This window comes from Lapidilactobacillus dextrinicus DSM 20335 (assembly GCF_001436095.1).
GTDB classification, from domain to species: Bacteria; Bacillota; Bacilli; order Lactobacillales; family Lactobacillaceae; genus Lapidilactobacillus; species Lapidilactobacillus dextrinicus.
Genome location: NZ_AYYK01000004.1, coordinates 141,674 through 164,849, shown reverse-complemented (window position 1 = coordinate 164,849; position 23,176 = coordinate 141,674). Strand labels below are relative to the sequence as shown.

General features: G+C 39.1%; 21 protein-coding genes, 1 other RNA gene, 2 pseudogenes and 1 other annotated feature. Of the genes and pseudogenes, 17 read left to right on the top strand and 7 right to left on the bottom strand.

The features are described from left to right. Positions 1–58 precede the first annotated feature (58 nt). The 3 genes from FC84_RS02935 (at position 59) to nth (ending at position 1,878) form a co-directional block, all read left to right on the top strand. Positions 59–529 (top strand): cell wall elongation regulator TseB-like domain-containing protein, encoded by a 471-nt coding sequence (locus tag FC84_RS02935; protein WP_057755148.1) that lies wholly within the window; start codon positions 59–61, stop codon positions 527–529. A 66-nt stretch (positions 530–595) separates the two neighbouring features. Further along, on the top strand, positions 596–1,216 hold the full coding sequence (locus FC84_RS02930; protein ID WP_057755146.1) for a DnaD domain protein: 621 nt from the start codon (positions 596–598) through the stop codon (positions 1,214–1,216). 14 nt (positions 1,217–1,230) lie between these two features. Further along, positions 1,231–1,878 carry an endonuclease III gene (gene nth / locus FC84_RS02925; protein ID WP_057755143.1) on the top strand — a complete coding sequence of 216 codons (648 nt, stop codon included), beginning with the start codon at positions 1,231–1,233 and terminating at the stop codon, positions 1,876–1,878. Positions 1,879–2,328: 450 nt separating this feature from the next. On the opposite strand, the gene FC84_RS02915 is transcribed toward nth, so the two are convergent. Next, a complete protein-coding gene (locus FC84_RS02915) occupies positions 2,329–4,680 on the bottom strand; it encodes a PBP1A family penicillin-binding protein (RefSeq protein ID WP_083479508.1) in 2,352 nt (783 codons plus the stop codon). Then, on the bottom strand, positions 4,677–5,324 hold the full coding sequence (gene recU / locus FC84_RS02910) for a Holliday junction resolvase RecU (protein WP_057755136.1): 648 nt from the start codon (positions 5,322–5,324) through the stop codon (positions 4,677–4,679). The genes FC84_RS02915 and recU overlap by 4 nt, the downstream gene beginning before the upstream one ends. 64 nt (positions 5,325–5,388) lie before the next feature. Between recU and FC84_RS02905 the strand changes: the two genes are divergently transcribed. The 4 genes and pseudogenes from FC84_RS02905 to FC84_RS02895 all read left to right on the top strand — a co-directional run bounded on the left by FC84_RS02905 (position 5,389) and on the right by FC84_RS02895 (position 8,833). Beyond that, positions 5,389–5,967 (top strand): SLOG family protein, encoded by a 579-nt coding sequence (locus tag FC84_RS02905; protein ID WP_057755133.1) that lies wholly within the window; start codon positions 5,389–5,391, stop codon positions 5,965–5,967. 151 nt (positions 5,968–6,118) lie between these two features. Continuing rightward, positions 6,119–6,466, top strand: a pseudogene (gene gpsB / locus FC84_RS02900) (cell division regulator GpsB); the annotation flags it as partial. Between the two features lie 207 nt (positions 6,467–6,673). After that, positions 6,674–7,031, top strand: an RNA gene (rnpB, locus tag FC84_RS08845) — RNase P RNA component class B. 668 nt (positions 7,032–7,699) lie between these two features. Beyond that, the gene (locus tag FC84_RS02895; RefSeq protein WP_057755130.1) at positions 7,700–8,833 is read left to right on the top strand and encodes a THUMP domain-containing class I SAM-dependent RNA methyltransferase; all 1,134 of its coding nucleotides are present in this window, start codon (positions 7,700–7,702) and stop codon (positions 8,831–8,833) included. A 48-nt stretch (positions 8,834–8,881) separates the two neighbouring features. On the opposite strand, the gene FC84_RS02890 is transcribed toward FC84_RS02895, so the two are convergent. After that, entirely contained in the window at positions 8,882–9,799 is a 918-nt protein-coding gene (locus FC84_RS02890; RefSeq protein WP_057755127.1) for a magnesium transporter CorA family protein, read from the bottom strand. A gap of 391 nt (positions 9,800–10,190) precedes the next feature. Here FC84_RS02890 and FC84_RS02885 point away from each other — a divergent pair, with 391 nt between their 5' ends. The 5 genes and pseudogenes from FC84_RS02885 to csn2 all read left to right on the top strand — a co-directional run bounded on the left by FC84_RS02885 (position 10,191) and on the right by csn2 (position 14,569). Further along, entirely contained in the window at positions 10,191–11,018 is an 828-nt protein-coding gene (locus tag FC84_RS02885) for a Cof-type HAD-IIB family hydrolase (protein WP_057755124.1), read from the top strand. A 227-nt stretch (positions 11,019–11,245) separates the two neighbouring features. Beyond that, entirely contained in the window at positions 11,246–12,667 is a 1,422-nt protein-coding gene (locus FC84_RS02880; RefSeq protein ID WP_057755121.1) for a hypothetical protein, read from the top strand. Then, complete coding sequence (locus FC84_RS02875; RefSeq protein WP_192496371.1) at positions 12,667–13,752, top strand: hypothetical protein; 1,086 nt, start codon at positions 12,667–12,669, stop codon at positions 13,750–13,752. The genes FC84_RS02880 and FC84_RS02875 overlap by 1 nt, the downstream gene beginning before the upstream one ends. 145 nt (positions 13,753–13,897) lie before the next feature. Continuing rightward, positions 13,898–14,210: pseudogene (gene cas1 / locus FC84_RS02870) on the top strand (type II CRISPR-associated endonuclease Cas1); the annotation flags it as partial. Further along, a complete protein-coding gene (csn2, locus tag FC84_RS09190; protein WP_083479506.1) occupies positions 14,210–14,569 on the top strand; it encodes a type II-A CRISPR-associated protein Csn2 in 360 nt (119 codons plus the stop codon). The pseudogene cas1 and the gene csn2, both read left to right, overlap by 1 nt. 67 nt (positions 14,570–14,636) lie before the next feature. On the opposite strand, the gene FC84_RS02860 is transcribed toward csn2, so the two are convergent. Continuing rightward, a complete protein-coding gene (locus FC84_RS02860; RefSeq protein WP_057755110.1) occupies positions 14,637–15,665 on the bottom strand; it encodes an NAD(P)H-dependent amine dehydrogenase family protein in 1,029 nt (342 codons plus the stop codon). Positions 15,666–15,832: 167 nt separating this feature from the next. Beyond that, positions 15,833–16,708, bottom strand: coding sequence for a DegV family protein (locus FC84_RS02855; RefSeq protein ID WP_057755107.1), 876 nt, complete (start codon positions 16,706–16,708; stop codon positions 15,833–15,835). Between the two features lie 154 nt (positions 16,709–16,862). Then, positions 16,863–17,099, top strand: a binding site (T-box leader). Positions 17,100–17,162: 63 nt separating this feature from the next. On the opposite strand from FC84_RS02855, the gene asnS reads away from it, so the two are divergent. Continuing rightward, positions 17,163–18,551, top strand: coding sequence for an asparagine--tRNA ligase (gene asnS, locus FC84_RS02850; RefSeq protein ID WP_057755104.1), 1,389 nt, complete (start codon positions 17,163–17,165; stop codon positions 18,549–18,551). 76 nt (positions 18,552–18,627) lie between these two features. Here the strand turns inward: asnS and FC84_RS02845 are convergent, their stop codons facing one another. Further along, positions 18,628–18,945, bottom strand: a complete 318-nt coding sequence (locus tag FC84_RS02845) for a DsrE family protein (protein WP_057755100.1) — start codon at positions 18,943–18,945, stop codon at positions 18,628–18,630. Between the two features lie 90 nt (positions 18,946–19,035). Next, positions 19,036–19,434, bottom strand: coding sequence for a reverse transcriptase-like protein (locus FC84_RS02840; protein WP_057755097.1), 399 nt, complete (start codon positions 19,432–19,434; stop codon positions 19,036–19,038). Between the two features lie 228 nt (positions 19,435–19,662). Between FC84_RS02840 and FC84_RS02835 the strand changes: the two genes are divergently transcribed. The 4 genes from FC84_RS02835 to FC84_RS02820 are packed head-to-tail and all read left to right on the top strand — an operon-like array spanning position 19,663 to position 23,151. Further along, entirely contained in the window at positions 19,663–20,058 is a 396-nt protein-coding gene (locus FC84_RS02835) for an EbsA family protein (protein ID WP_057755089.1), read from the top strand. 1 nt (position 20,059) lies between these two features. Then, entirely contained in the window at positions 20,060–21,727 is a 1,668-nt protein-coding gene (locus FC84_RS02830; RefSeq protein WP_057755086.1) for a formate--tetrahydrofolate ligase, read from the top strand. A 25-nt stretch (positions 21,728–21,752) separates the two neighbouring features. After that, complete coding sequence (gene lspA / locus FC84_RS02825; protein WP_057755083.1) at positions 21,753–22,226, top strand: signal peptidase II; 474 nt, start codon at positions 21,753–21,755, stop codon at positions 22,224–22,226. After that, positions 22,219–23,151, top strand: a complete 933-nt coding sequence (locus FC84_RS02820; protein ID WP_057755081.1) for an RluA family pseudouridine synthase — start codon at positions 22,219–22,221, stop codon at positions 23,149–23,151. Before lspA ends, FC84_RS02820 begins: the two co-directional genes overlap by 8 nt. Positions 23,152–23,176 lie beyond the last annotated feature (25 nt).

The window sequence follows — 23,176 nt, the reverse complement described above, 5'->3', positions numbered from 1 at the left end:
CTATAATAAACTTAACTCTAGTGTTGATAAGTTAAGATTTTTGAGAGGGATTAACAACGTGCGTAAACGAAATATTATCGTCGGCATTATCATTGTTTTGGTATTATTGGTATTTGGTGGGTATAAAATTGCCACAACACCACGCCATACTTTAGAAAAACAAAGTATTACCATCAGCAAAAAGGCCGCGCATCTAACACGGACCACTGATTTCATGATTTATAATCGTGAGCAGACTTATTATGCTGTTGCTGGCTACACGCAAGATAATCAACTGAAATATGTTTTGATTAATGGAAAAAGTGGTAAAATCACAGTTCTTGAAACTAATAAGGCTTATACCAAAGATAAAATTACCAAATTAGTTACCAAGAAATATCCGTCTAATAAAATTTATGGTATTGATTTAGGCCTCAATAAAGGCCAACCAGTTTGGGAAGTAGCCACTAAAAGTAAAACTGGTCAATTAACTTATCGTTTATTTGACTACCAAACGGGTAAATTAGTTGAACAAATCGAAAATCTCTAAGTGAATTTAACGAGTAGCTGTACCAACAAATAGTTCAGAACATTTTGATTAAAGGACTTGTGACCAATGACGAAACTAACCATTAATGATTTGGTCGGAACACCACAAACAGCCATTGCCAACTTGATTTTAGATTACTATGCCGAACTAGGTATGGACGATCATCAGTTGGCAATTTTTCTACAAATCATCAAATACAGTCAAAAGGATGAAAAATTCCCAACACCAACTGAACTGGCTAAAGTGGTGAAACGACCAATTAGTGAGATCTATCAAGCATTACAACAAATGACCCAGAAAGGTTTTATTCGCGTTAAAAGTTTTATTGATCATGATCAACACGTTGATCAATATGATATCGCGCCATTTTTTGAACGATTGGATCATTTGCTAGATAGCCAAGATACTGTCGCTAATTTTCAAGCTGAACAAGCCGATGTCTCCAAGCTATATCAAGAAATTGAAGTCGAGTTTGGCCGAACTTTATCGCCAATTGAAATGGAAACGGTCGATAGTTGGTTAAATCGTGACCATTTCTCAACTGAGATTATTCGCCTAGCTTTGCGGGAAGCGGTCTTAAATGATGCACGTTCATTTAAATATATTGATCGTATTTTACTAGATTGGCAAAAACGCCAAATTAAAAATGCGGATGACTTAGAACGTTATCGTGCTAAATTTCAATAGATGAGGTGGTAGGGATGTTAAATCAAAAACAAACGCGTTGGGCAGTCGAACAAATCATGCTGCTTTTTCCAGACGCTAAGCCCAGTTTAGATGCGCGAACACCGTTTCAAATTGCGGTTAGTGTCCTTTTAAGCGCGCAAGCAACTGATGTTTCTGTTAATTTAGCAACGCCGGCCTTATTTGCCGCTTATCCCAATCCTGCTGCTTTTGCGAAGGCGACACCAGCAGAAGTTGAACCCTACATTAAATCGATCGGCCTCTATCACAATAAGGCCAAACATATTGTGGCAATGTCACAAAAGCTAATGACTGATTTTAACGGCATCATGCCACAGACAATGGCAGAATTAACTTCATTACCTGGCATCGGTCGTAAGTCAGCTAGTGTCATTTTAGGTGACGCCTTTAATGTGCCAGCTTTTGCAGTTGATACGCATATTACGCGGATTGCCAAGCGTTTAAAGATCGCTAAGGAGAAAGATTCCGTTTTACAAATTGAAAAAAAGATTACTAAAGCTTTGCCAGAGGATGAATGGATTAATGGCCATCATGCTATGATTTATTTTGGACGTGAAGTTTGTTCAGCGCGGCAGCCAAACTGTCAAACTTGTCCTTTGCTTGAGATTTGTGCTTTTGGCCAGGACTATGTCAAACAATCGTAATCTTACAAGAATATATTTGAGTTTATTTACTTAAGTTAGCTTATTTAAAAGTAGGTGATGCATCATATTATGGACTGCTTTTCAAAAAGGAAGTACAATTGGCGAAAAAGGCTCCGAAGAAGGCGTGATTATTAGGGACGAAGAGGGAGCCGATGGCGCACGAGTTACTCTTGAAAAAGATACAGAATTTGGTGCCCCTTATGCTATTACTTGTGGCATATATGGCGTCATGTTCACAACACTTTATAGCTCTCTAAAATCCGAAGCAAATAATAATTTTGTAAAGAGCAAGACACTAATTGACTTATACTTTTCAAATGATATCGACGAAGATTCTTTATTGAAGGAATTTGAGAACATGAAATAATCGATAATTTTATATCTAGAAAAACAAAAAAGCTTCACGCTAAAATCATTTAGCGTGAAGCTTTTTATTTATCGAACAAGTAATTATTTTGCAGATGTTGTTTCAGAATTAGCGACACTTTTATTGGCCTGTGATTCTGTTGAGCTCTGCGTGCTTGTAGCTGAGCTTGAGGAGGAAGAACTACTTGGTGCAACACTAGAACTCGAGCTAGAGCTAGAGCTTGATTCACTACTTGAACTTGAGGAAGAAGATTCTGACGAAGAACTACTGCTGGATGATGAGGATTCTGATGAAGAACTACTACTTGATGAACTAGAACTTGATTCACTACTACTTGAACTGAATATCGAACTAGAACTGTACAGCACACTAGAAGAACTCTTAGAACTTGAACGTTTAGAGCTGCTAGATGACGCTGCTGGTGCATAACCACGCACATATAACTCGCCATTGCGTTTAACAACCGAGCTTGGCATGGTCCAATCAGTGTTGCTGACGTTAGCACTTAGATCAGTCATAATCGCTTTATAAAGTTGAGCTGGAATTCGTTCACTAGAAGTAGCTACACCGTGTTCACTAGACTTATCATAGCCTAACCAAATTGCCACAGAATAATGCTTCGTGTATCCAGCAAACCATGAATCTTTAACCGTACCACTTAAAGCATAGTTATTAGCCAACTCTGTATCAGAATAATCTGTGGTACCAGTTTTGCCGGCTTGATGTAATCCACTAATTTGAGCCCGTGTACCAGTTCCGGAACTAATCACATCCTTTAGCATATCGGTAATCATATATGCGGTGGAAGACTTCATTGCCGTTTTACCAGTGCCTTGATCGTACTCATGTTTAATATTATCAGCAGTGGTAATTTCTGAAATATACTTCGGTTGATAATAAGTACCCCCATTGGCAAAAGCACTATAAGCCGCCGCAACTTGAAGCGTAGAAACATCGGAACCAATGCCAGCTGACAAACCGGCATCGTCTGGGAGATCGATACCAAGATTGCTAGCAAATTGACTGGCCTTTGTTAAACCAACCGTTTCTAATGCTTTGACGGCAGGAACATTACGTGATTGCGCGAGGGCATAGCGCATCGTCATGTTGCCCCAATATTGACGATCCCAGTCATAAAGCTGAATGTCTGTACCTGGATAGATGTACTTAGAATCATCTAAGCGGTGGTTTGTTGCCCAATTCAAATATTCAATGGCGGGGCCATAATCAAGAATCGGTTTCATTGTCGAACCATTGCTTCTTGTGGTTTGTGTCGCGTGATTAAGTGCCATTTGCACATTACCGACTTTACGATTACCAACCATGGCAACCACATCACCATTATTAGGATCCATAATCGTAATTCCGGTTTGGATTGTATCGTCTGGAAAAACAACCGAACTACCATTAACTAAGTCATAAACTTTCTTTTGTGTACTTAAATCTAAATTCGTTTTAACCGTTAAATTGTCTCGATAGGGATCATAACCTTTTTTCTTGATCGCCTTGATAACTTCTTGCAGATAAGCATCTGAAACTAAAGCATTGGTTTGATTTAAAGTTTGTTGCGATTTTGCCTTTAAGCCGTCCGTAATGGGTGTATTAATTGCGGCTGTGGCTTCTTCTTCGGTAATCTTCTTATCACGCAGCATTGACTTAATGACTAAATCTCGTCGGGTTTTAGCAGCTTCTGGATGTTCATAAGGGTCATAGGTGGTAGGGGCATTAGGAATGCCCGCAACTAATGCTGTTTGGGCTAGATTAAGTTCCTTAATTGATTTACCAAAATAATAATTAGCCGCTGTTTGCATACCATAAACGCCATTACCTTCATAAACCATGTTGATGTAATACTCTAAAATCTGTTCTTTAGAGTATTTGCGCTCAACTTGAACAGCCAGCCAAGCTTCTTGAGCTTTACGGCGTAAGGTTTGGTCAGACTTATTGGTTGAGAAATAGGCTAATTTAACTAATTGCTGGGTTAAAGTACTACCGCCTTGCGGTGCCGCATTACGATGAGTCACATTATAGGCAGTGGCTGAAGCAATTCGTAAGGGGTCAACACCAAATGGTTCATCATAAAAGCGACGATCTTCAATTGACACCACAGCGTCTTTTAATTGCTGTGAAATTTCTGTTCCCGAAACATGGGTTCGATTTTCACCTAGTTGCGTGATCGTATCACCATTACTGGCTAAAATCATGGTGGAACCACCAGAAGCCAACTTAGATTCCTTCAAAGCTGGCGTGTCCTTAACGTAGTAGAAGAACAAACCTAATCCGGCCAAAAAGCCAGCCAAAATGATGATTAAAGTCCATTTAAGAATACGACGCCATAATGGTTTCTGGCGTTGTGGTTTTGAGCTAGTGGGGCGACGCTTAGTTTTTTTCTGCTGCGCCATTCGTGCTTCACGGGTCATATTGTTTTGTGTCATATTTTGCCACCTTTAGAATTTGTTTGCGTTGAATGTTGAATCAGTTGATCAACTGCCTTTAAATAATCCAAAGCAGGGTGAAAACCCGCCTGAATTTCATAGCCTTGCGTTTCAATTACTTTTAACGGAATTGATTTTCGATTGGTCTCTTGTAATTGCCAGTAATCAATTAATAAAGAAGCTGGTGTTACAAAATAACGTTCCAAACTGGAAAAACGCATAATCGTAAAGCAAATACCTTGCTGGGCTAAACAGCGTTTAAAGTGATCAACCTGATGTTGATGAAAGTTTTTTAAAGGAAAAGAAGCTTTATTAGTAGTCTCTTTTGCTTCAAAGTCTAAATAGTAGCCACGGTAAACACCGTTATAATCTGTTGTGGAAGCTTGTTGGAAATAAGCTTCTTTAATTGTTGCTTTACTCCGCTTCGGATAGTCAACTTTAACAATTCGAATTGGTGTCGGTTTTTTATAAATGACGGCTCGGTCTTGACTGCGATAATAAACATTGCTGTCATTAATCGTTTCTTCTAAAGACATGCCGCGGCCACCGAAAATGACGTTATCACGATGATGTAACTTTGTGTTAGACTGATTAGTATCAGTATTACCTTGGTAATAACGTCCATCTGGATATTTAATGGTCATAAATTCACGCTCCTATGCCTATTATACCAAATGGTCTTTAGATTAACTCATCAGAAAGGCTGATATGATGTTGAGTCGACTGTGGTTAACTGGCTATCGGGGCTACGAACTGAATGTTTATCAAGATAAGGACCCGAAGTTAGCAGTTATTAAATATTCTCTAAAAAATACACTCCGAATTTATCTTGAGGATGGTTTAGAGTGGCTGATTACTGGTGCCCAATTAGGAGTTGAACAGTGGGGTGTTGAAGTCGCGGCTGAATTAAAAGAAGATTTTCCCGATTTTAAAATCGCTATTATGTTCCCTTTTGCCGAATTTAGCAAACAATGGAACGAACATAATCAGCAAAAGCTCCAGCAAATTTTAACTAAAGCCGATTTCACTGGCAACGTTTCCCAGCATCCTTATCAAAATCCTAGTCAATTAAAGAATTATCAAACTTTTATGAGTGAGCATACTGATGGCGCACTAATGGTTTATGATCCTGAATATCCAGGCAAGCCGCAGTATGATTACGATTTTCTTAAACAAAAAAGTGAACGTGAAACAGATTATCCACTGCGCTTGATTGATTTTTATGAGTTGCAAGACCAAGCTGAACAATTAAGTGAAGCCCAACACGCCGACGATGATTGGCAATAATTAACCATTAATAGTCTAGCGATAAGAATGTGGGGCACTGCCGATTTTTTTAATTTTAAAGATTATAGTAAGGTCGCCAATGTCTTTTGCAATTTAAGCCATTTTTGCTATACTGAGAATAACGCGTAAAAGTATAATGAGGTGTTCACATATGGAAAAATCAGAAGACACACGCGATTTTAAAGTTAATTTCACTCCTGAAGATATTGTTAACAAAGATTTTAAACAAAAGTACCGTGGTTATGACTCTGCCGAGGTTGATCCATTTCTTGATCAAGTCATCCAAGATTACGAAGCATTTAATGCTCGCATTAAGGCGTTAGAAGCAGACAACAAGCGTTTGGTTAAAAAGGTTGATGAATTATCTCAACAAGAAACACCAACTGCTGCACCTGTTGCTGCAACGCCAGCACCTGCTACTAATGCAGCGCAAAATACAACTAATTACGATATTTTGCGTCGTTTAAGTAACTTGGAACGTCATGTCTTCGGTGAGAAAGAAGCAGCCCGAATCGCACCAAAACCAACTGCACCAAGTAGTCGCTACACTAGCGAAGACAAAACTAGTTCGAATTTGAAGTCAGCTTATGAAGATGACGATCAAACAGAGAATAAAAAATCAACTGAATCAACTTGGTTAAATCGATTCTAGGTTGAAACTTGATTCATTTAAGCGTAAAATAGTAAAAGTTAATTTAACTTGGTAAACTTCGAGTAATCGCGGTCGGCCCTGAGTCGGCTGAGGAAAGTCCACGCCCGCACAAGCTGAGATGCTTGTAGTGTTCGCGCTTAGCCCAATAAGCTAAGGTACTCTTTTAGAGTAACGGCGGCTCAATGATCTAAAGTCTTTTGACCATGGTTATAGCCTGAAAGTGCCACAGAGACGAGTCGACTGTGAAAACGGTCGAGTGGAACGGGGTAAACCCCACGAGCGAGCAACCCAAATTTTGGTAGGGGAGTCCTATGGCGGGAAATGAACCTAAAGTAGGAGCGTCAGCAGATAGATGATTACTGATGATTAAAATGGACCTAGTTTTAATCGGAACAAAACGTGGCTTATAGAAGTTTGCCAAAGGTAGGGAGCTGTGACGAAAGTCGCAGCTCTTTTTTTGTTAGCATAACTTTTAAAACTTAACACGTTGTCGTAGTGGCGAAAAAATACTTAACGCTGGAACGTAGTGGGTATCGCGTTAAGTTGAATAAAAAACAATTCGTCTTAAAACTGAGCCTTGTTGTAAACGATAAATCGTCAACAACAATTTCACTACTGAGCGGTATTTTTTCGCCGCCACTTAACTAGATTGCTATGTCATATTACTATACTAACTTCACTACTGATGGCAACTTTATTCCAAAGCTAGCAAACATGTGATTAAATCGTTTCTAAATTTTTACAAGTATAAAACTGCAGTTAAGTTGCACTAAATCTCTTTTGTCAGTGTCGGAGGGAAATCGCGGTCAGCTGCGGAATTATTGTAAGTGGTTTACCACTTGCAATAAAGCTCGTATTTAAGACGAATTGGGTTTCATTCGGCTTAAATCGACGCTTGCAGCGTTCCACCAGCGTATTTCCCAAAGACACGAAGAATTAAAATATCATCGTTTTACTCACCGAGGCATGAAAACAGCAATAGTGAGATCACCTGTTATCCCTACGCACATTCGTGTATAATATAGCTAATACAACGTTTAATTTTGCGCCAATCATTTACGCCAACTTAAGGAGTTCAACATGAGATATCAATTAATTGCCACGATGGCTGCTGGTTTTGAATCAGTGGTTAATCAAGAACTAAAAGCACTCGGCTTCACAACTCAGTCAGATAACGGTCGGATTACTTTTGAGGGTGACGAACACGACATTATCAAAGCTAATTTATGGTTGCGTACGGCTGATCGGGTGATGATCGTCGTTAAATCTTTCAAGGCCACTAACTTTACCATGTTATTCGATGAGATCAATGCGATTCCTTGGGAAAATTATTTAGCCATGGATGCCCATTTTCCGGTAACTGGCCGAGCAATTAAGTCTAAGCTCCACAGTGTTCCTGATGTTCAAGCTATTTCCAAAAAAGCGATTGTTTCTCGGTTGCAAGATGTTTATCATCGACGCACGCGGTTACCTGAAACTGGCGCCACAACTAAAATTGATGTCCGCTTACTCAAAGACCAAGCCGAAATCTTAATTGATACAACAGGTGATAGTTTATTCAAGCGCGGTTACCGGATTGATCATGGTGGTGCACCGCTAAAAGAAAACTTTGCTGCCGGCTTAATTGCTTTAACGCCATATCGGGCTAATGATCCGTTTTTAGATCCGATGACCGGTTCTGGTACGATTGCCATTGAAGCTGCTATGAAGGCTCGTAATATTGCTCCCGGCTTGAAACGCCATTTTGCTTTTGAACAGTTTGCTAGTTTTGATCCTCAATGGTTAGCTGACGCTCGGGAAAATGCTCGTGCTGATATTAAAAATGATCTCGAATTAATGATCATGGCCAATGATATTGATCAAAATATGATCGACTTGGCCAAATTGAATGCTAATGAGGCTGGTGTTTTACACGACATTCAATTCAAACAATTAGCTGTTAAAGACTTCAAAACTGATTTAGATAACGGTATTATTGTTGCCAATCCACCTTATGGTAAACGATTGAACGATCAAACAAAGGCTCGCGAAATTTATAAAGAGATGGGGCAAGCTTTCATTCCGTTGAAAACTTGGAGTAAATACATCTTAACCAGCGATCTCGAATTCCAAACTTATTATGGTCAACGCGCAACTAAACGCCGCAAACTTTATAATGGTTACTTACGAACTGACTTATTCCAATATTGGGGTAAACCAACTTATAAGAAATAATAAAAAGCACTTAACCGCAATTGTGATTAAGTGCTTTTTTGTTTGCTATTAAAGGAAACGATCACGCTTTAACTTAAAGATAATCCAAATACTAGGAATAATTGTAATTAGAATTGTAAATAGCCAGCCCCAATTCTTATCGGCAAGGGGGAGGAATGTATTCATACCGTAGAACCCGAAAATAATTGGTGGAATCATTAAAACAACTGAGTAGATAGTCAAAACTTTCATGACGTTATTCAAATTATTATTTAATAGATTATTGTAAGTGTTAGAAACTTTATCCAAAATATCAACGTTCAGCTCTAACATTTCTTGAACTTGGTGAGCTTCAACTTCAATATCTTGTAATCGTTCTATTGAACGCTTGTCTAATGTTAATTTATCCCTGCGACTGATCAGTAACCGTAACTGTGAAATCGCCACTAAATTACTGTTTGCCCCAGTTAGGAAGTAGGTTTGGTTTTTACTCAAATCAGCCAATTGAAAAATCTGCTTTGATGACGTGTCATGCCGTAAATGTTCTTCAACATGAACGCGCATTTCATTCATCTGTTGAATGTAGTCAAAGAAATCCGTTGTCACTTGATAAAGTAAACTAAAGACAGAATCCCAAACACCTTGCGTTTGATCGCGATCAGTTAACATCGTTGCATCTTCAATAATGAATTTAGTGTCGGTCGTGACAAAGACAAACAATTGATTATGACGTACCATCAGACTAAACGGATGAATCACTCGCGGCGCATCGCCAGTAGCGGAAAGCGGTACGTTATAAACAATTAACCAAGTTTCGATTAATTCATCATATTCAACGCGGGCCCGTTCAACTGGATCGACCGCATAATTTAAGAATTCATTGTTTAAATGATAGTTATCCTTAAGTTCTTGCCGATCTTCGGCGGTCATATCAGTAACAGCGATAATTTGATTATTAGCATGCGTGTAGGGGCTAATTCGGATCATGTTGCGTTCCTCCCAAGTAACATCAATATTATAAGCGTATGACAAACTAAGGTGTAAAACAAGGATAATGTTAGAAATCTGGTCCGCATAGCTTACTTAAACTCGAACTAAGCAAATTGCCAATTTAACGATAGGTAAAATATTAAAATTGCCGCTAACTAGCCCAAAGTCACACCAATTTATCAAATATTGCGTCTATTTAAATATTTGTCGGATCTACTTTTGCACTTATTCAACAAATCTGTCTGAAATTACACGCGATATTTTTATTACTAAATTAAATTAACCTAGTGCTTTGCATGTTAGTCATTATTGGATTGACAATATTTATTCCACAACCTAACTATGCTATGATAAACTGCTAATGACAATAATGAATGGGGTTACAAGAATGAAGAAAAAACCGTATTTAGTCTTTATGGATATCGATGGCACCTTAGCCGTTAGCCATCAAAAAGTTAGTCGCTACACCGTAAAAACAATCGAAACTTTGCAAAAACGCGATGATGTTATTTTTTATATTGCTTCTGGACGTATGTATGAATTTGCTTGTTTAGTTCGTAATCAGATTAATCCACAAGTTCATATGATTACTTCAAATGGTGCTTATTATGAAACTGCCGCAGGAACTGTTAGTGAGACTTTAGGTGCTGATGCTTTAACACAGATTTATGATGTTAGTCATCAATATAACTTAGCGGTTAATTTCTTCGCTCACGACACTGTTTATTACACTAAAAAAGTACCAGCATTTGTCTTGCGTAACTTTGCTAATATCGTTTCAGGTAATCGCAAAGTTCGTTCATACAAAGCATCTGATCAGCAGTTTCTATTAAATCATGCCGCTGAAATTAACAATGGCATCATGGTTAGTCCTGGCCATGGGGAACTTCTAAAAGAAGCACGTCAAGAACTTGCTTCAGAACAACTGCTAGAGTTATCTTCTTCTGGCAAAGATAATATTGAACTCATTCCTAAAGGCGTTGATAAAGCCACAGCAGTTCAGGCCGTCCAGGAATCATTTGGTACCGATGCAGCACATACATTAGTTTTTGGTGACGGCATGAACGATACTGGCATGATGCAAGTCGCTGATATCAGTGTGGCAATGGGCAACGCCTTGCCACAAGTTAAAGAAATCGCCAACTATGAAACTGAGACGAATACTAACGACGGATTAGCTAAATTTTTACGGCAATATTTTGACTTATCATTGTAGAATTTAATACGAACAGGTCTTAACACTCTGAATAAATCAGAGTGTTTTTTGTTTAGCCTTCACAATTTGGAGGAGGTGCTCATCGTGGATAAAGAAATGATTCGAAATGAGATGCTTTGCTTGATTAGCGAGAGTGCTTTCTTAATCATTACCGTTGTTCACACTTTGAACACAACACCTATGATAAAATACAGGTATATTTGATATTCAAAAAAGGACATGATGTCATGGAAAGTGCAGTATTTCTTGAGTTAGAGGATACGGGAAATGGGTTTAATTTCAAATCCTCCATTGAAGCTGAAATAAATAACGCTCAAATTGAATTAGATGAACTTAATGAGACGATTGATTCAATTAGAATAATAAGACCAGAATGCGATAAAGTAGACTATGCTCTTGCTATTAGTTCGGGAGCTATCTGTAGAATTATTGATATCTTTTTGGTTGGAAAGCCTGGCGAATCTCCGTTGGGAAATATCACAGATAAATGGTTTGAAAATAGAACTAAGGATTTTGCAAAACTATGGGGTTGGAGTGGAGGCAAAGAAGGTTCAACTTCCTCAGCAATTCGTTTTTTGGAAGAAAAATTTAAAATTCCCTACGACCAAAGAGGAGCAAGTGATGCTGGGCAGTATATTTTTGGATTAAATCCGACTAATCACCACTTTAAGTCTCTTGCCCATAATCCTAGTTTATTAGGATTGTTTTTCTCAATACTCGATCAATTTACTAATCAATCGCATTTTGTTACTGAGGGAGAGCTCATTTCTTTACAACGAGCGGATGATGGATTCGAGCTACAAGGGACAAATGTTACAAGCAAATTATTTTCTGCATTCGTAAATTGGTTTGGACATATAATTTCGGATATTTCTGGTTCTTCTGGCAGTAAGGGGCGAGGAATGGGGATACCATCCCCGCTTTGGACTTGGACGAATGATGTAATCGCAATTAAAAGGAAATTAAATATCGAACCGTCTGACTTTGATAAGTCAGTCAATGATTTAGCTCTCAAAATGTTTAATCAAGGTTATGATATAAGATTCCAGTCGACCCAAGCAATTCCAGTGATAATTAATGAATTAGTAGTTAGACTGTTTTATTCAGTTAGGCGCCTAGTGAAATATTTTTCGCAATCAGATAGAAATCATCGTAGCTTTGGAGAAATGTGGAAGAAATGCGAGCCGTTTTCAAATGCTACTGTTAAACGGATGCTAACGGTAGCTCATGGAACCTTCTGTTTGGTAGATGTTGGAGATGCGACAGTCCGAGGTTTCGTTGCAGGTGGTGGAACTTTCAATGCTCTTGAATTCTTTATGAGAGTAAATGTTGTTGGGATTGGACGTTTCACGATTTCACTATATGGTGAAGTAAAAAGAGAAATTCAAAACACTAGAAATAGTCAACGATTATTTGAAAACGTCCGCGAAAGAGAGGTCGTTAAATATTATCTTGAAGGTCTGAAGCTTCTCTCAAATGAGTACGATGACCAAGAACTCGTATTGCTAATCAGTGACTTTTCAAATAGCGATGTTTATCGAGAAATGCTCAGTGCTTCGGTTGAGCTAGCAAATAAACGTCATGTGCCTCAAGAAAAGATTATAAGCTCGAAAGAATCTGGAGATGCATACTTTAGGGGGACAAAATAATGGCCAAGAAAAAGAGTGCTCTAGAAACAGCACAGACAAAAGCAAAAAAACTATCCGAACAGACGAATAAGAAAATAGAAGAGTTAGGTGGTGTGACTAATGAGCTGCATAAGCAATTAACTGAAATTCAAAATATCTTTGATGAAATTCGAGGGATTCCGGCTAAAGACAAGATTCAACTGTCTAAATTAAAGAAAGTACGACTTGAGTGGGAACATCAAGTTGAAAAGATTGAAGCTGACTATAAGGAGGCAGAGGTCAAAGCTGGAGGATTTGGTGCAGCAGGTGCTGGAGCTGGCATAGCCGTTGCAGCACTAGGACCAACGGTAGCTATGGGTGTTGCAACTACGTTTGGAGTAGCCTCTACGGGGACAGCGATATCAACATTATCAGGAGCAGCTGCAACAAATGCGGCACTTGCTTGGCTTGGTGGCGGAGCTTTGGCAGCCGGTGGTGGCGGAATGGCCGGAGGTCAAATATTACTCGCATTGGCAGGACCTGTCGGGTGGGTGATTGCAGGAGCTACATTACTAGGTTCAGGAATTTTCTTTTTCAGTGCATTATCTGACAAAAAACGATTGGAAAAGATTTTTACTAATATCAGTAATCGCGATTCGAATTCTTTTAAGTTAGCCATTGTCGAATTGGAAGAAAGAATTACTAGAATAAGTAATGAAACTAAATTATTGGCTAAAGCAATCGCTGAAGCAAAAATTTTTGGTACTAACTATGATGACATGACAGAGCAACAACAATATGAATTAATTTCTTTTGTAAACCTGATGAACTCATCAACTCAATTGCTAGTTAATCCGATATTAGGGCTGCAACCCAAATTCACGAATGTGGATTTGGATAACTATTTCGATGCGTCCAAGGCACAAAAACCTTCCGAAGAAATTCAGAATCTGATGGTAGCATTAGGAAATCTATTGTATAGAATCAAGTTAGACGATACGGATAAAAAGGTATTGTGGAAGGCAATTAGAAGCAACAAGAAATTTATCAAGGCGATTGGAATTAAAAAGAAAGATCTTGAATTGGACATTTTACAAGATACAATTGCGGCTCTTGAATTAAACTAATCTATCAAAACAAGGCATCACACTAGAAATCAAATCTAGCATGATGCCTTATTTTTGTTGTCAAAAAAAGAAAAATGACAAAGTATGAGAATAATGACATAGTACACGGGAAAAATGACATTGTATCACCGACAACGTCTAAATAGATGAATCAAATCGCGAAGCAGTTGTCGCGCGCAAATATTTTATGCAACTTTTTGACGATCAATTTGCTAGACGAGATGGGGACATTATTAATGCTGCACTGAACTATGGGTTTAATTCTATCAGCTTGTAATCGCGAAATCGTCGCGGCCGGCTATTTAACACAGCTGGGCATTCATCATCACAGCAACGAAAATCAGTTTAATCTCGGCTCTGATTTAATGGAACCGTTTTGTTCATTTGTTGATGTTTGGGTCCGGGAACAGAATTTTAACGCCTTATCGCCAGATGTTAAGTTTGGTCTAATTGACCTATAACGGTTAACCCAGAATTTTCGCTGGCAAATATCATTAAATTGTGCAATATCTCTTTTATAAACACCTTAAAAACACAGCCATATGATATAATAGAGGCAGTATTAAAGTGTGCTTCTGAACTTAACGAGAGGAGCATTCTGGTCTTAACCAATGTGCATCAATATCTCAGTGTCAGCCAATTCCAAGAGTTGGTGAGATTAATTGAGACACTTGATTTGTCTACTTTATTAATCGAATTCTCAGAAAAGAAAAAATTGATTATTATGAAAATTGCCGCTATTACTATATTGATCAAGACTTTATCGATTGGCGCCAAGAATAATCATGAAACGATAATGAGAAAACAACGGTTTTAGAAGAGTGTCTTTTCAATAATCAATGAAAAAGCTATCCAAAGGATAGCTTTTTTCTTTAACTTTTTTACTATAAATACATGTTTAATGGATAAGTGGGAAAGTTGACTGACACCAATTTTTCAGCGGTGACAAAGCCGGCGGGTGCTTTTAAAACGGATGGAATTCTGTTAACAATCGTCGCACAAGTATGAGCAACTGTATCCAGCTTTTCTAATGAAAAGACCATGTCGGGTTCGCCTTCAATTTGCCAGTCGCACATATCACCGTCAGTTTCACGATAAACTTTGCCAATGCATTCTAGTTCTAGGCTGGGACCTTGATAGGTTTTGATTGTGGTCACAGCGGACATGCCAATCGCATTACCAGCAGGAATAACTTCACCGAGCGTCTCTGAATGAACCGCCTCATCTAAGGTAATCGGAACGTTCTTTTGAGAGATTTCCTGAATCGTCCAACCCATTTTGGCACAGATAGCTTCGCCAGCATTCCACATATAAGATGGAAAACTTTCAGCTTGCGCAATTTCACGGTCAAATTTATCTAGATCAAACCCAGCGCCGTGTGCTTCAGCCAAAGCTAAACCATAATCTTCTACGTTGTAACTGGCGGCACCTTTAATTTTTTTAATTTGATTCATGCCAGCCATCATGAGCGTTGGCATATTAATCCAATAAATATCTTGCATGCCACTGCCGGTAATCGTGACATTATTTTCTTTAGCAAGTTTATCAAGTTTGTTCGTCACCATAGGCGAAGTGTTCCACGGATAGATTGCTTCTTCACAAGTTGTTAAAACATTGACACCATTTGTTAGACACAGTTCAAAGAAATCAGACATTTCGGGCATATAACTAAAAATCGTCACAATGGCAATATCCGCATCACAATTAGCAAAAACTTCCTCAGCATTATCAGAAATTTTAACACCTGTTAATGCACCAAATTCAGCAAATTCACCAATATCTAAGCCCACAACTTCAGGATTAGCATCGATTGCCCCGACAATTTCAGCACCGTGATCACGCAAATATTTCATAATCACTTTGGACATCTTACCACAGCCATATTGAATAACTTTAACTTTATTTTGGTTCATTTGAAAGCCTCCATAAATGTATTATTGTTCACATGGTCAGTATAACATCTTAGCAAGAATATTCACCAGCAAAAGCGGCTTGCCTATCTTGATGTTCGTCAACTTATTGAGAAATAAATAAAAAGCATGTTCAAATGAATTAACTTTGAACATGCTTTAATATATTTTTACATTTTATCCCAGTCACGACCCCAAATTAAGGCCATTGCACCTTCGCCAGTATGAACACCGACAACTGGTCCGATAATACTCCCTTCAAAAGTGACATTAGGGTAGCGTTTAGACAAATCATCAATCCATTCTTGCTTAGCTTCTGGTGCATTGGCATCAAAAACAGTCGCACGAATTGGATAATCCTTATCTTTAATGGCATCGCCGAAATGCGTAGCAATCCATTCATAAGCGCGTTTTGTTTGACGTTCTTTGCCAATTGCGGAAATCTGACCTTGACCATTATGATCCACGTCCATGGCCAAAATCGGTTTAATTTTCAACAAACCAGCGACAAAGCTTGAAGCATTGCTTAAACGTCCTGTCCGTTTCAAATGGTTGATATCATCGACCATAAACAAAACGTTGGTTGTTTCCCGCAAGTCATAAAGTACCTGCATGATTGCTTCTGGTTCTTTACCAGCCAATACCATTTTACCAGCAAGTAGGGCGGCATAAGCAGTGCCGGCACAAGTGATATGTGTGTCAAACGGATAAACTTTAAGTCGTTTTTCCCGGGCCGCATATGCCATTAAATTATCATAGTAAGAACTAATCCCACTAGAAATTGCGGGCACAATCACGGCTTCATAACCATCAGCCACTAATTCTGTGACTTTTTGTTCTAATTCGCCAATCGATGGTTGAGACGTTGTTGGTAAAACTTTGTCGGTACGTAGCCGTTGATAGAATTGTTGTGAATTAATATCAATCATATCACGCAACGTTTCATCACCCCAAAGAATCGGGATTGGTAAAACGTGAATTTGGTATTCTGCTGCTTGTTCTGGTGTTAAGTAAGCAGCACTATCTGTAACAACCGCAACTTTCATTGAGTAAAAACCCCTTTACGTTTAAATCAAGTAGATTTTATCATAGATCGATCAAAAGAAAAAATATTAGTAAAAATTGGGACTGTTATCTTAAAAATCTCACTGAAAACAATTGTCATTCAAATCTAGATATGCTATCATTTCGGTAAATCAACAATCGGCAATAAAAAGGACCAGTAAACTTAATGAATCATCTTCAGTGAATTAGGAATAGTGTAAACCTAATGGTGACTTAAGTTGAATAACACCTTTTTGCTTCGAACTGAAATTTATTAAAGTAAGTTTAGACGTTACCAATCCGTTATCATTGGAAAGTATGTTTGTACTTTTTGAGTTGACTTCATTTTGAAGTAATCTGGGTGGTATCGCGGAAAGACTTTTCGTCCCTAATTGGGGGAGAAGGGTCTTTTTTTATTGCCTGTTGGTACTGATTTTAAGGAAGGGGTTTATAATAATGACACAACAAACAGTTAAAGATTTATACACACACCTTGACCAATTAACTGGCACCGTTGAGTTAACTGGTTGGGTCCGTACGATTCGTTCTTCTAAGCGTGTCGGCTTTATTGAATTAAACGATGGCTCTAGTTTAGCCAATGCCCAAATCGTCATGACTAGCGAAATGGCCAACTATGAGGAATTAACGAAGTTGCCATTAAGTGCCACAATTCAAGTTGTTGGTGAATTAGTCGCAACACCAAAGGCCCAACAGCCTTTTGAAATTCAAGCAACAGCCATCACGCAAGTTGGTGGTTCTGATAATGATTATCCATTACAAAAGAAAAAGCATTCTTATGAATACTTACGGACAATCGCTCACTTACGGCCACGGACTAATACCTTTTACGCGGTCTTCAAGATTCGTTCATTAGCAGCTTTTGCCGTTCACCAGTATTTACAAGACCATGACTTCACTTACGTTAACACGCCAATTATTACTAGCAGCGATAGTGAAGGTGCCGGTGAAATGTTCCAAGTCACAACTTTAGACATGAATCATTTACCACTAGATGATCAAGGTCAAGTTGATGAAAGCCAGGATTTCTTTAAAGAAAAGACCAACTTAACCGTTAGTGGCCAATTACCAGTTGAAGCCTTTGCTTTGGCTTTCCGTAACGTTTATACCTTTGGTCCAACTTTCCGTGCAGAAAATTCCCACACGTCACGTCACGCATCTGAATTCTGGATGATTGAACCCGAAATGGCCTTTGCTGATTTAACTGACGTCATGGCAATGGCAGAAGGTTTATTGAAGGGTGTGATCGCTTATTTATTCGATCATGCCCAACCAGAATTAGCTTTCTTAAACGAACATGTTGATCCTGAATTAATCGACCGCTTGCAATTAACTTTAGACGAAGATTTTGCTCGCGTACCTTATACTAAGGCGGTTGAATTATTGCAAGCTGCACCGGTCGACTTCAAAGTACCCGTTGAATGGGGTACAGATTTGCAAGCTGAACATGAACGTTATTTAACTGAAGAAGTTTATCACCAACCAATCTTCTTGACGGATTATCCTAAGGAAATCAAAGCCTTCTATATGCGCAACAATGACGATGGCAAAACTGTTGCAGCGGCTGATTTACTCGTTCCCCAAATTGGCGAATTAATTGGTGGTAGTCAACGTGAAGAACGCTTTGAACAACTTCAACAAAAGATTAAAGACTTCGGTTTATCCGAAGAAGAGTATCAATGGTATTTGGAATTACGCAAATACGGTGAAACTAAAGAAGCCGGTTTTGGGATCGGTTTTGAACGCCTAGTAATGTACGTCACTGGTATGAGCAACATCCGCGACGTCATTCCTTATCCAAGAACACCAGGTAACGCTGAATTCTAAGTCTTTATCCGCAACACAAAAATAGCAATCACGCAGACCTTCAAGTTAGCTTGAACTAGTCTCGTGATTGCTATTTTTATGGTTTAATATAGCGATAACCCTGATTTTGTAAATTAACGAGGTCAATAATCCCCGCCGGTACAACTTTAACACCCTTTGATAATTGATCTGCGGTGATATCATGAGCTTGCATCGCATTATGACAAGCGTGAAAAGCAATTTGACTTTGATATTGAGCGATGAACTTTTGAACCTCGGGCTGTAAATACCCGGTAATGGCCACACCGTTAACAACGACGACCATGTCAATATTAGGCACCACTAATGTGTTAACGAGATTGCCTTGCGCAACTGGCCACTTTTCTAACTCATCGATATGAAAGACAATTTTCATCAGACGCCTCCAATAAATGTTTTACTATCACATTTAGCTTAACAAGATTCTGGCTTAAATGCAGATAAGATGCTTATCACTTTACCAGTGTCAATTCAGGCCATAAATCGCTTGGCGGGCAAGTTGATGCGCGGCACGATTAGTATGATCCGTCACGAGTTTGACTAAAAACAAGTTAAACTGATCCGTCACTGCTAAAATTGCTGCTGTTTCTGGGCCATAGTGCTTAGCGTAGCGCTTTTCTAAGCTGTCTTTAACAAGTTGACTGTCTGTTTGTAAAACAACCACATCTGCTTGCTGCGCATATTTAGCAGCAATCAATTGAACGCCTAGCAGAACGGCTTGAAATTCAGCATGATGATTATCTTGATAAGGTAATGGTTGGCCTTGTTGTTCATTAATTGTTTTCGTGGAATTATAAAGATGAATGCCGATGCCAGTTAATTGTTTTTGTTCGTCAACTGAAGCGTCGGTTGCTAACCATAACATGATCACTGAACCTCCTAATACTTAATCTTGAAACTTGCCTTAAGTTTATGAGATGTTGTTTTCATGATACTATTTTTTTCGTTATACTGAAATGGCAAATAAAACAATCTTAGCAACAAACAAAATTGTTGATTGCCAGCAAATTGCTTCATCATTTTTGTGGTGATTAACTGACTTTTGCCGCAACTAAGCACTGGTCTATGATAAGATAATCAGGTGAGGGAAGCTATGTCTAAAAATAAAAAAATCTATTGTCAGCCATTAACATTGAATCGACTTAATTTATGGTTGTGGGTGACTTGCCTATTGCTACTGGGAATTATTGTCCAACTTGAACAAACCAGTGTCATTTACTGGCTTAGTCTTGGATTCGGCCTTATTTTTATCGTGTTGGCTATTCATTTGTTTTTCAATAGCTTCATCACGGTAAAATCGGGACAACTCGAATTGCATTTTCCATTTAGTCGCCAAGCCTTAATCCTGACTAAACAACAAATCGACAAGTTAAGTGCAACCAAACATACTGTTGAAATTCACTTGAGTCATCATAAATTTTCTTATCGGTTTTTAATGACTAAAAAGACCCAAGTAACACTGATGAAGCTTTGGAAGGAGCAATACTAACATGGAAGATATCGAAATTGCGCAAAAAAACGTCTTAGAACCTATTGAGAAAATCGCTACTAAAATCGGTTTAACTGCCGCTGAAATTGAACCCTATGGTCACGATAAAGCTAAATTACCCCTTGAAGCTTTAGCCAAGCTCAATCAAAATCCCGCTGGTAAATTGGTGCTTGTCACCTCAATTAATCCCACACCAGCCGGTGAAGGTAAGTCAACCGTTTTAGTTGGTTTAGCTGATGCTTTACGTCAACGCCAACAAAGGGCTGTGATTGCCTTGCGCGAACCATCATTAGGTCCCGTCATGGGGATGAAGGGCGGCGCTACTGGTGGTGGTTACGCCCAAGTTGTCCCAATGGCCGATATTAATCTTCATTTCACGGGCGATATGCATGCTTTAACAGCAACCGTGAACACACTGGCTGCCTTAATTGACAATCACATTCATCAAGGTAATGCCTTGAATATTGATCCTAAACGGATTATTTGGAAGCGCGCTTTAGATATTAACGATCGTGCACTACGCGAGATTGTCATTGGCTTAGGTAAACCTGCTAATGGTGAAATGCGTTCAGATGGTTTTGATATTACCGTTGCGAGCGAAATGATGGCGGTCTTATGTTTAGCGACTAGTTTAACGGATCTCAAAAAACGAATCTCTGAAATCTTGATCGGTTACACCTACGATCGTGAACCGATCTACGTTAAAGACTTAAAAGTTGAAGGTGCTTTAACTGTCTTATTAAAAGACGCAATTAAGCCCAACTTAGTCCAAACACTGGAACATACACCAGCGATCATTCACGGTGGTCCTTTTGCTAATATTGCCCACGGATGCAACAGCATTCTCGCCACCGAAGCTGCTATTCACGCTGGTGATTATGCCATTACTGAAGCTGGCTTTGGAGCTGATTTAGGTGCTGAGAAGTTCCTTGATATCGTCACACCCAAGCTCTCAAAGGCACCAGATGTTATTGTTGTTGTCGCCACAATTCGCGCTTTAAAATATAATGGTGGTCAAGCATTAGCAGATTTAAAAGATGAAAGTGTCAGTGCGCTTGAACATGGTTACGAGAACTTACATCGCCATCTCCAAAACATGCAACGTTATGGTATTCCAGTAGTCGTCAGCATTAATCATTTTGCTAGTGATACGGACCAAGAATTAGCTGTTTTACAGGATTTAATCAGTCAAGAAGGCTTAGCAAGTGCCATTACCGATGTTCATGAAAAAGGCGGCCGCGGTGGTCTAGCGCTAGCTGACCTTGTCATGGCAGCAGCTGAAGATGAAACACCTGATTATGAACGCTTATACGCAGATGACGAGACTGTTACTATTAAGATTCGAACCATTGCCCAAAAGATTTATGGCGCTGCTGATATCGAACTAACAAGTCAGGCTAAACAACAATTACGCCAAATTAATAAACATGGCTGGAATAATTTGCCTATTTGTATTGCAAAGACACAATACTCATTTTCTGACCAACCTAAGCTTTTAGGTGCACCAACTGGTTTTACTTTAACCATTCGCGAACTTATTCCTAAGTTAGGGGCAGGTTTTATCGTGGCAATGGCCGGTAGCGTCTTAACCATGCCAGGCTTGCCTAAACACCCCGCTGCCGAAAAAATTGATATTGACGCTGATGGCAAAATCAGCGGCTTATTCTAGTTAAAACTTAAATAGAGGTTCATTCATGTACACACTCACACTTATTATCGGTGCTGCAATTGTCGGTGCTGATCAACTATTGAAGAATTGGATCACGGCTAATATTAGTTTTGGTGAAGCTCAAACGATTATTCCTGGTTTATTGTCTTTCACCAAGGTCCATAACACGGGCGCTGCTTGGAGTAGCTTTGAAGGTCAAACTTGGTTCTTTTATTTAGTAACGGCTATTGCCGTCGCCATTATTCTGCCGTTATTAATTAAAGCTTGGCGCCAAAAAGCTAGTTTAATGTATTACACTGGCTTAGTTTTCATGTTGGCAGGTACGATTGGTAATTTTATCGACCGAGCCCGTCAAGGCTTTGTTGTGGATATGTTCCAATTAGATTTTATTAACTTTCCAATTTTCAACATTGCTGATCTTGCTTTAACGATTGGTGTTGCATTGCTATTTATTTTTGTGATCTTCTTTGATCGCGATGAGGAGGAAGACCATGCCTGAATATACGGCCAAAATTATTCAAGAAACTGGGCGGATTGACAAGGTAGCAGCTGATTTATTTACTGATGTTAGTCGCTCACAAGTTCAAACCGCCATTAAAAATCAACAATTGCAAGTTAACGGTCAATTGGTCAAAGCTAAGTATCAAGTTCAACCAGCCGATGAAATCAAACTAATCCTGCCTGAACCAGAACCGATTGATGCCCAGCCAGAACCAATGGCGTTAGATATCATCTATGAAGACGACCAGGTCATTGTTATCAACAAGCCACAAGGAATGGTCGTTCATCCAGCTCCTGGTCATTTACACGGTACTTTAGTGAATGGTTTATTAGCACACGGACAACTTTCGTCAATTAACGGTAAAATTCGCCCAGGTATTGTTCACCGAATTGACCGCGATACTTCCGGATTATTAATGGTTGCTAAGACTGACATTGCCCACAAATCCTTGACAGAACAGTTGAAAAACAAAACCAATCTGCGCGAATATGTGGCCTTAGTTCACGGTGTCATTGGTGAGGAGTCGGGCACAATTAACGCGCCATTAGCCCGTGACCCCAAGCATCGCAAGCGCCAAGCTGTTGTCGCTGGTGGTCGTCATGCCGTCACTCATTTCAAAGTGATTGAGCGATTGAGCGATTATACGTTAATTCGTTGTCGTTTAGAGACTGGGCGGACCCATCAAATTCGCGTGCATTTACAATACATTAAGCATCCAGTGGCTGGTGATCCCCTATATGGTCCGAAAAAAACATTGTCGGGTAACGGTCAGTTTCTCCACGCGGCTAAACTCGGTTTTACCCATCCCACAACTGGGGAATGGCTAGAATTCCAAGCACCATTACCACCAATTTTTACAGAAACATTAGCTAAATTACGTGCAGGCGAGACAATTAAGCTTGTTAACAACAGTGGCTATTAAACTAGGCCAGCAAAAAGCCTTGATC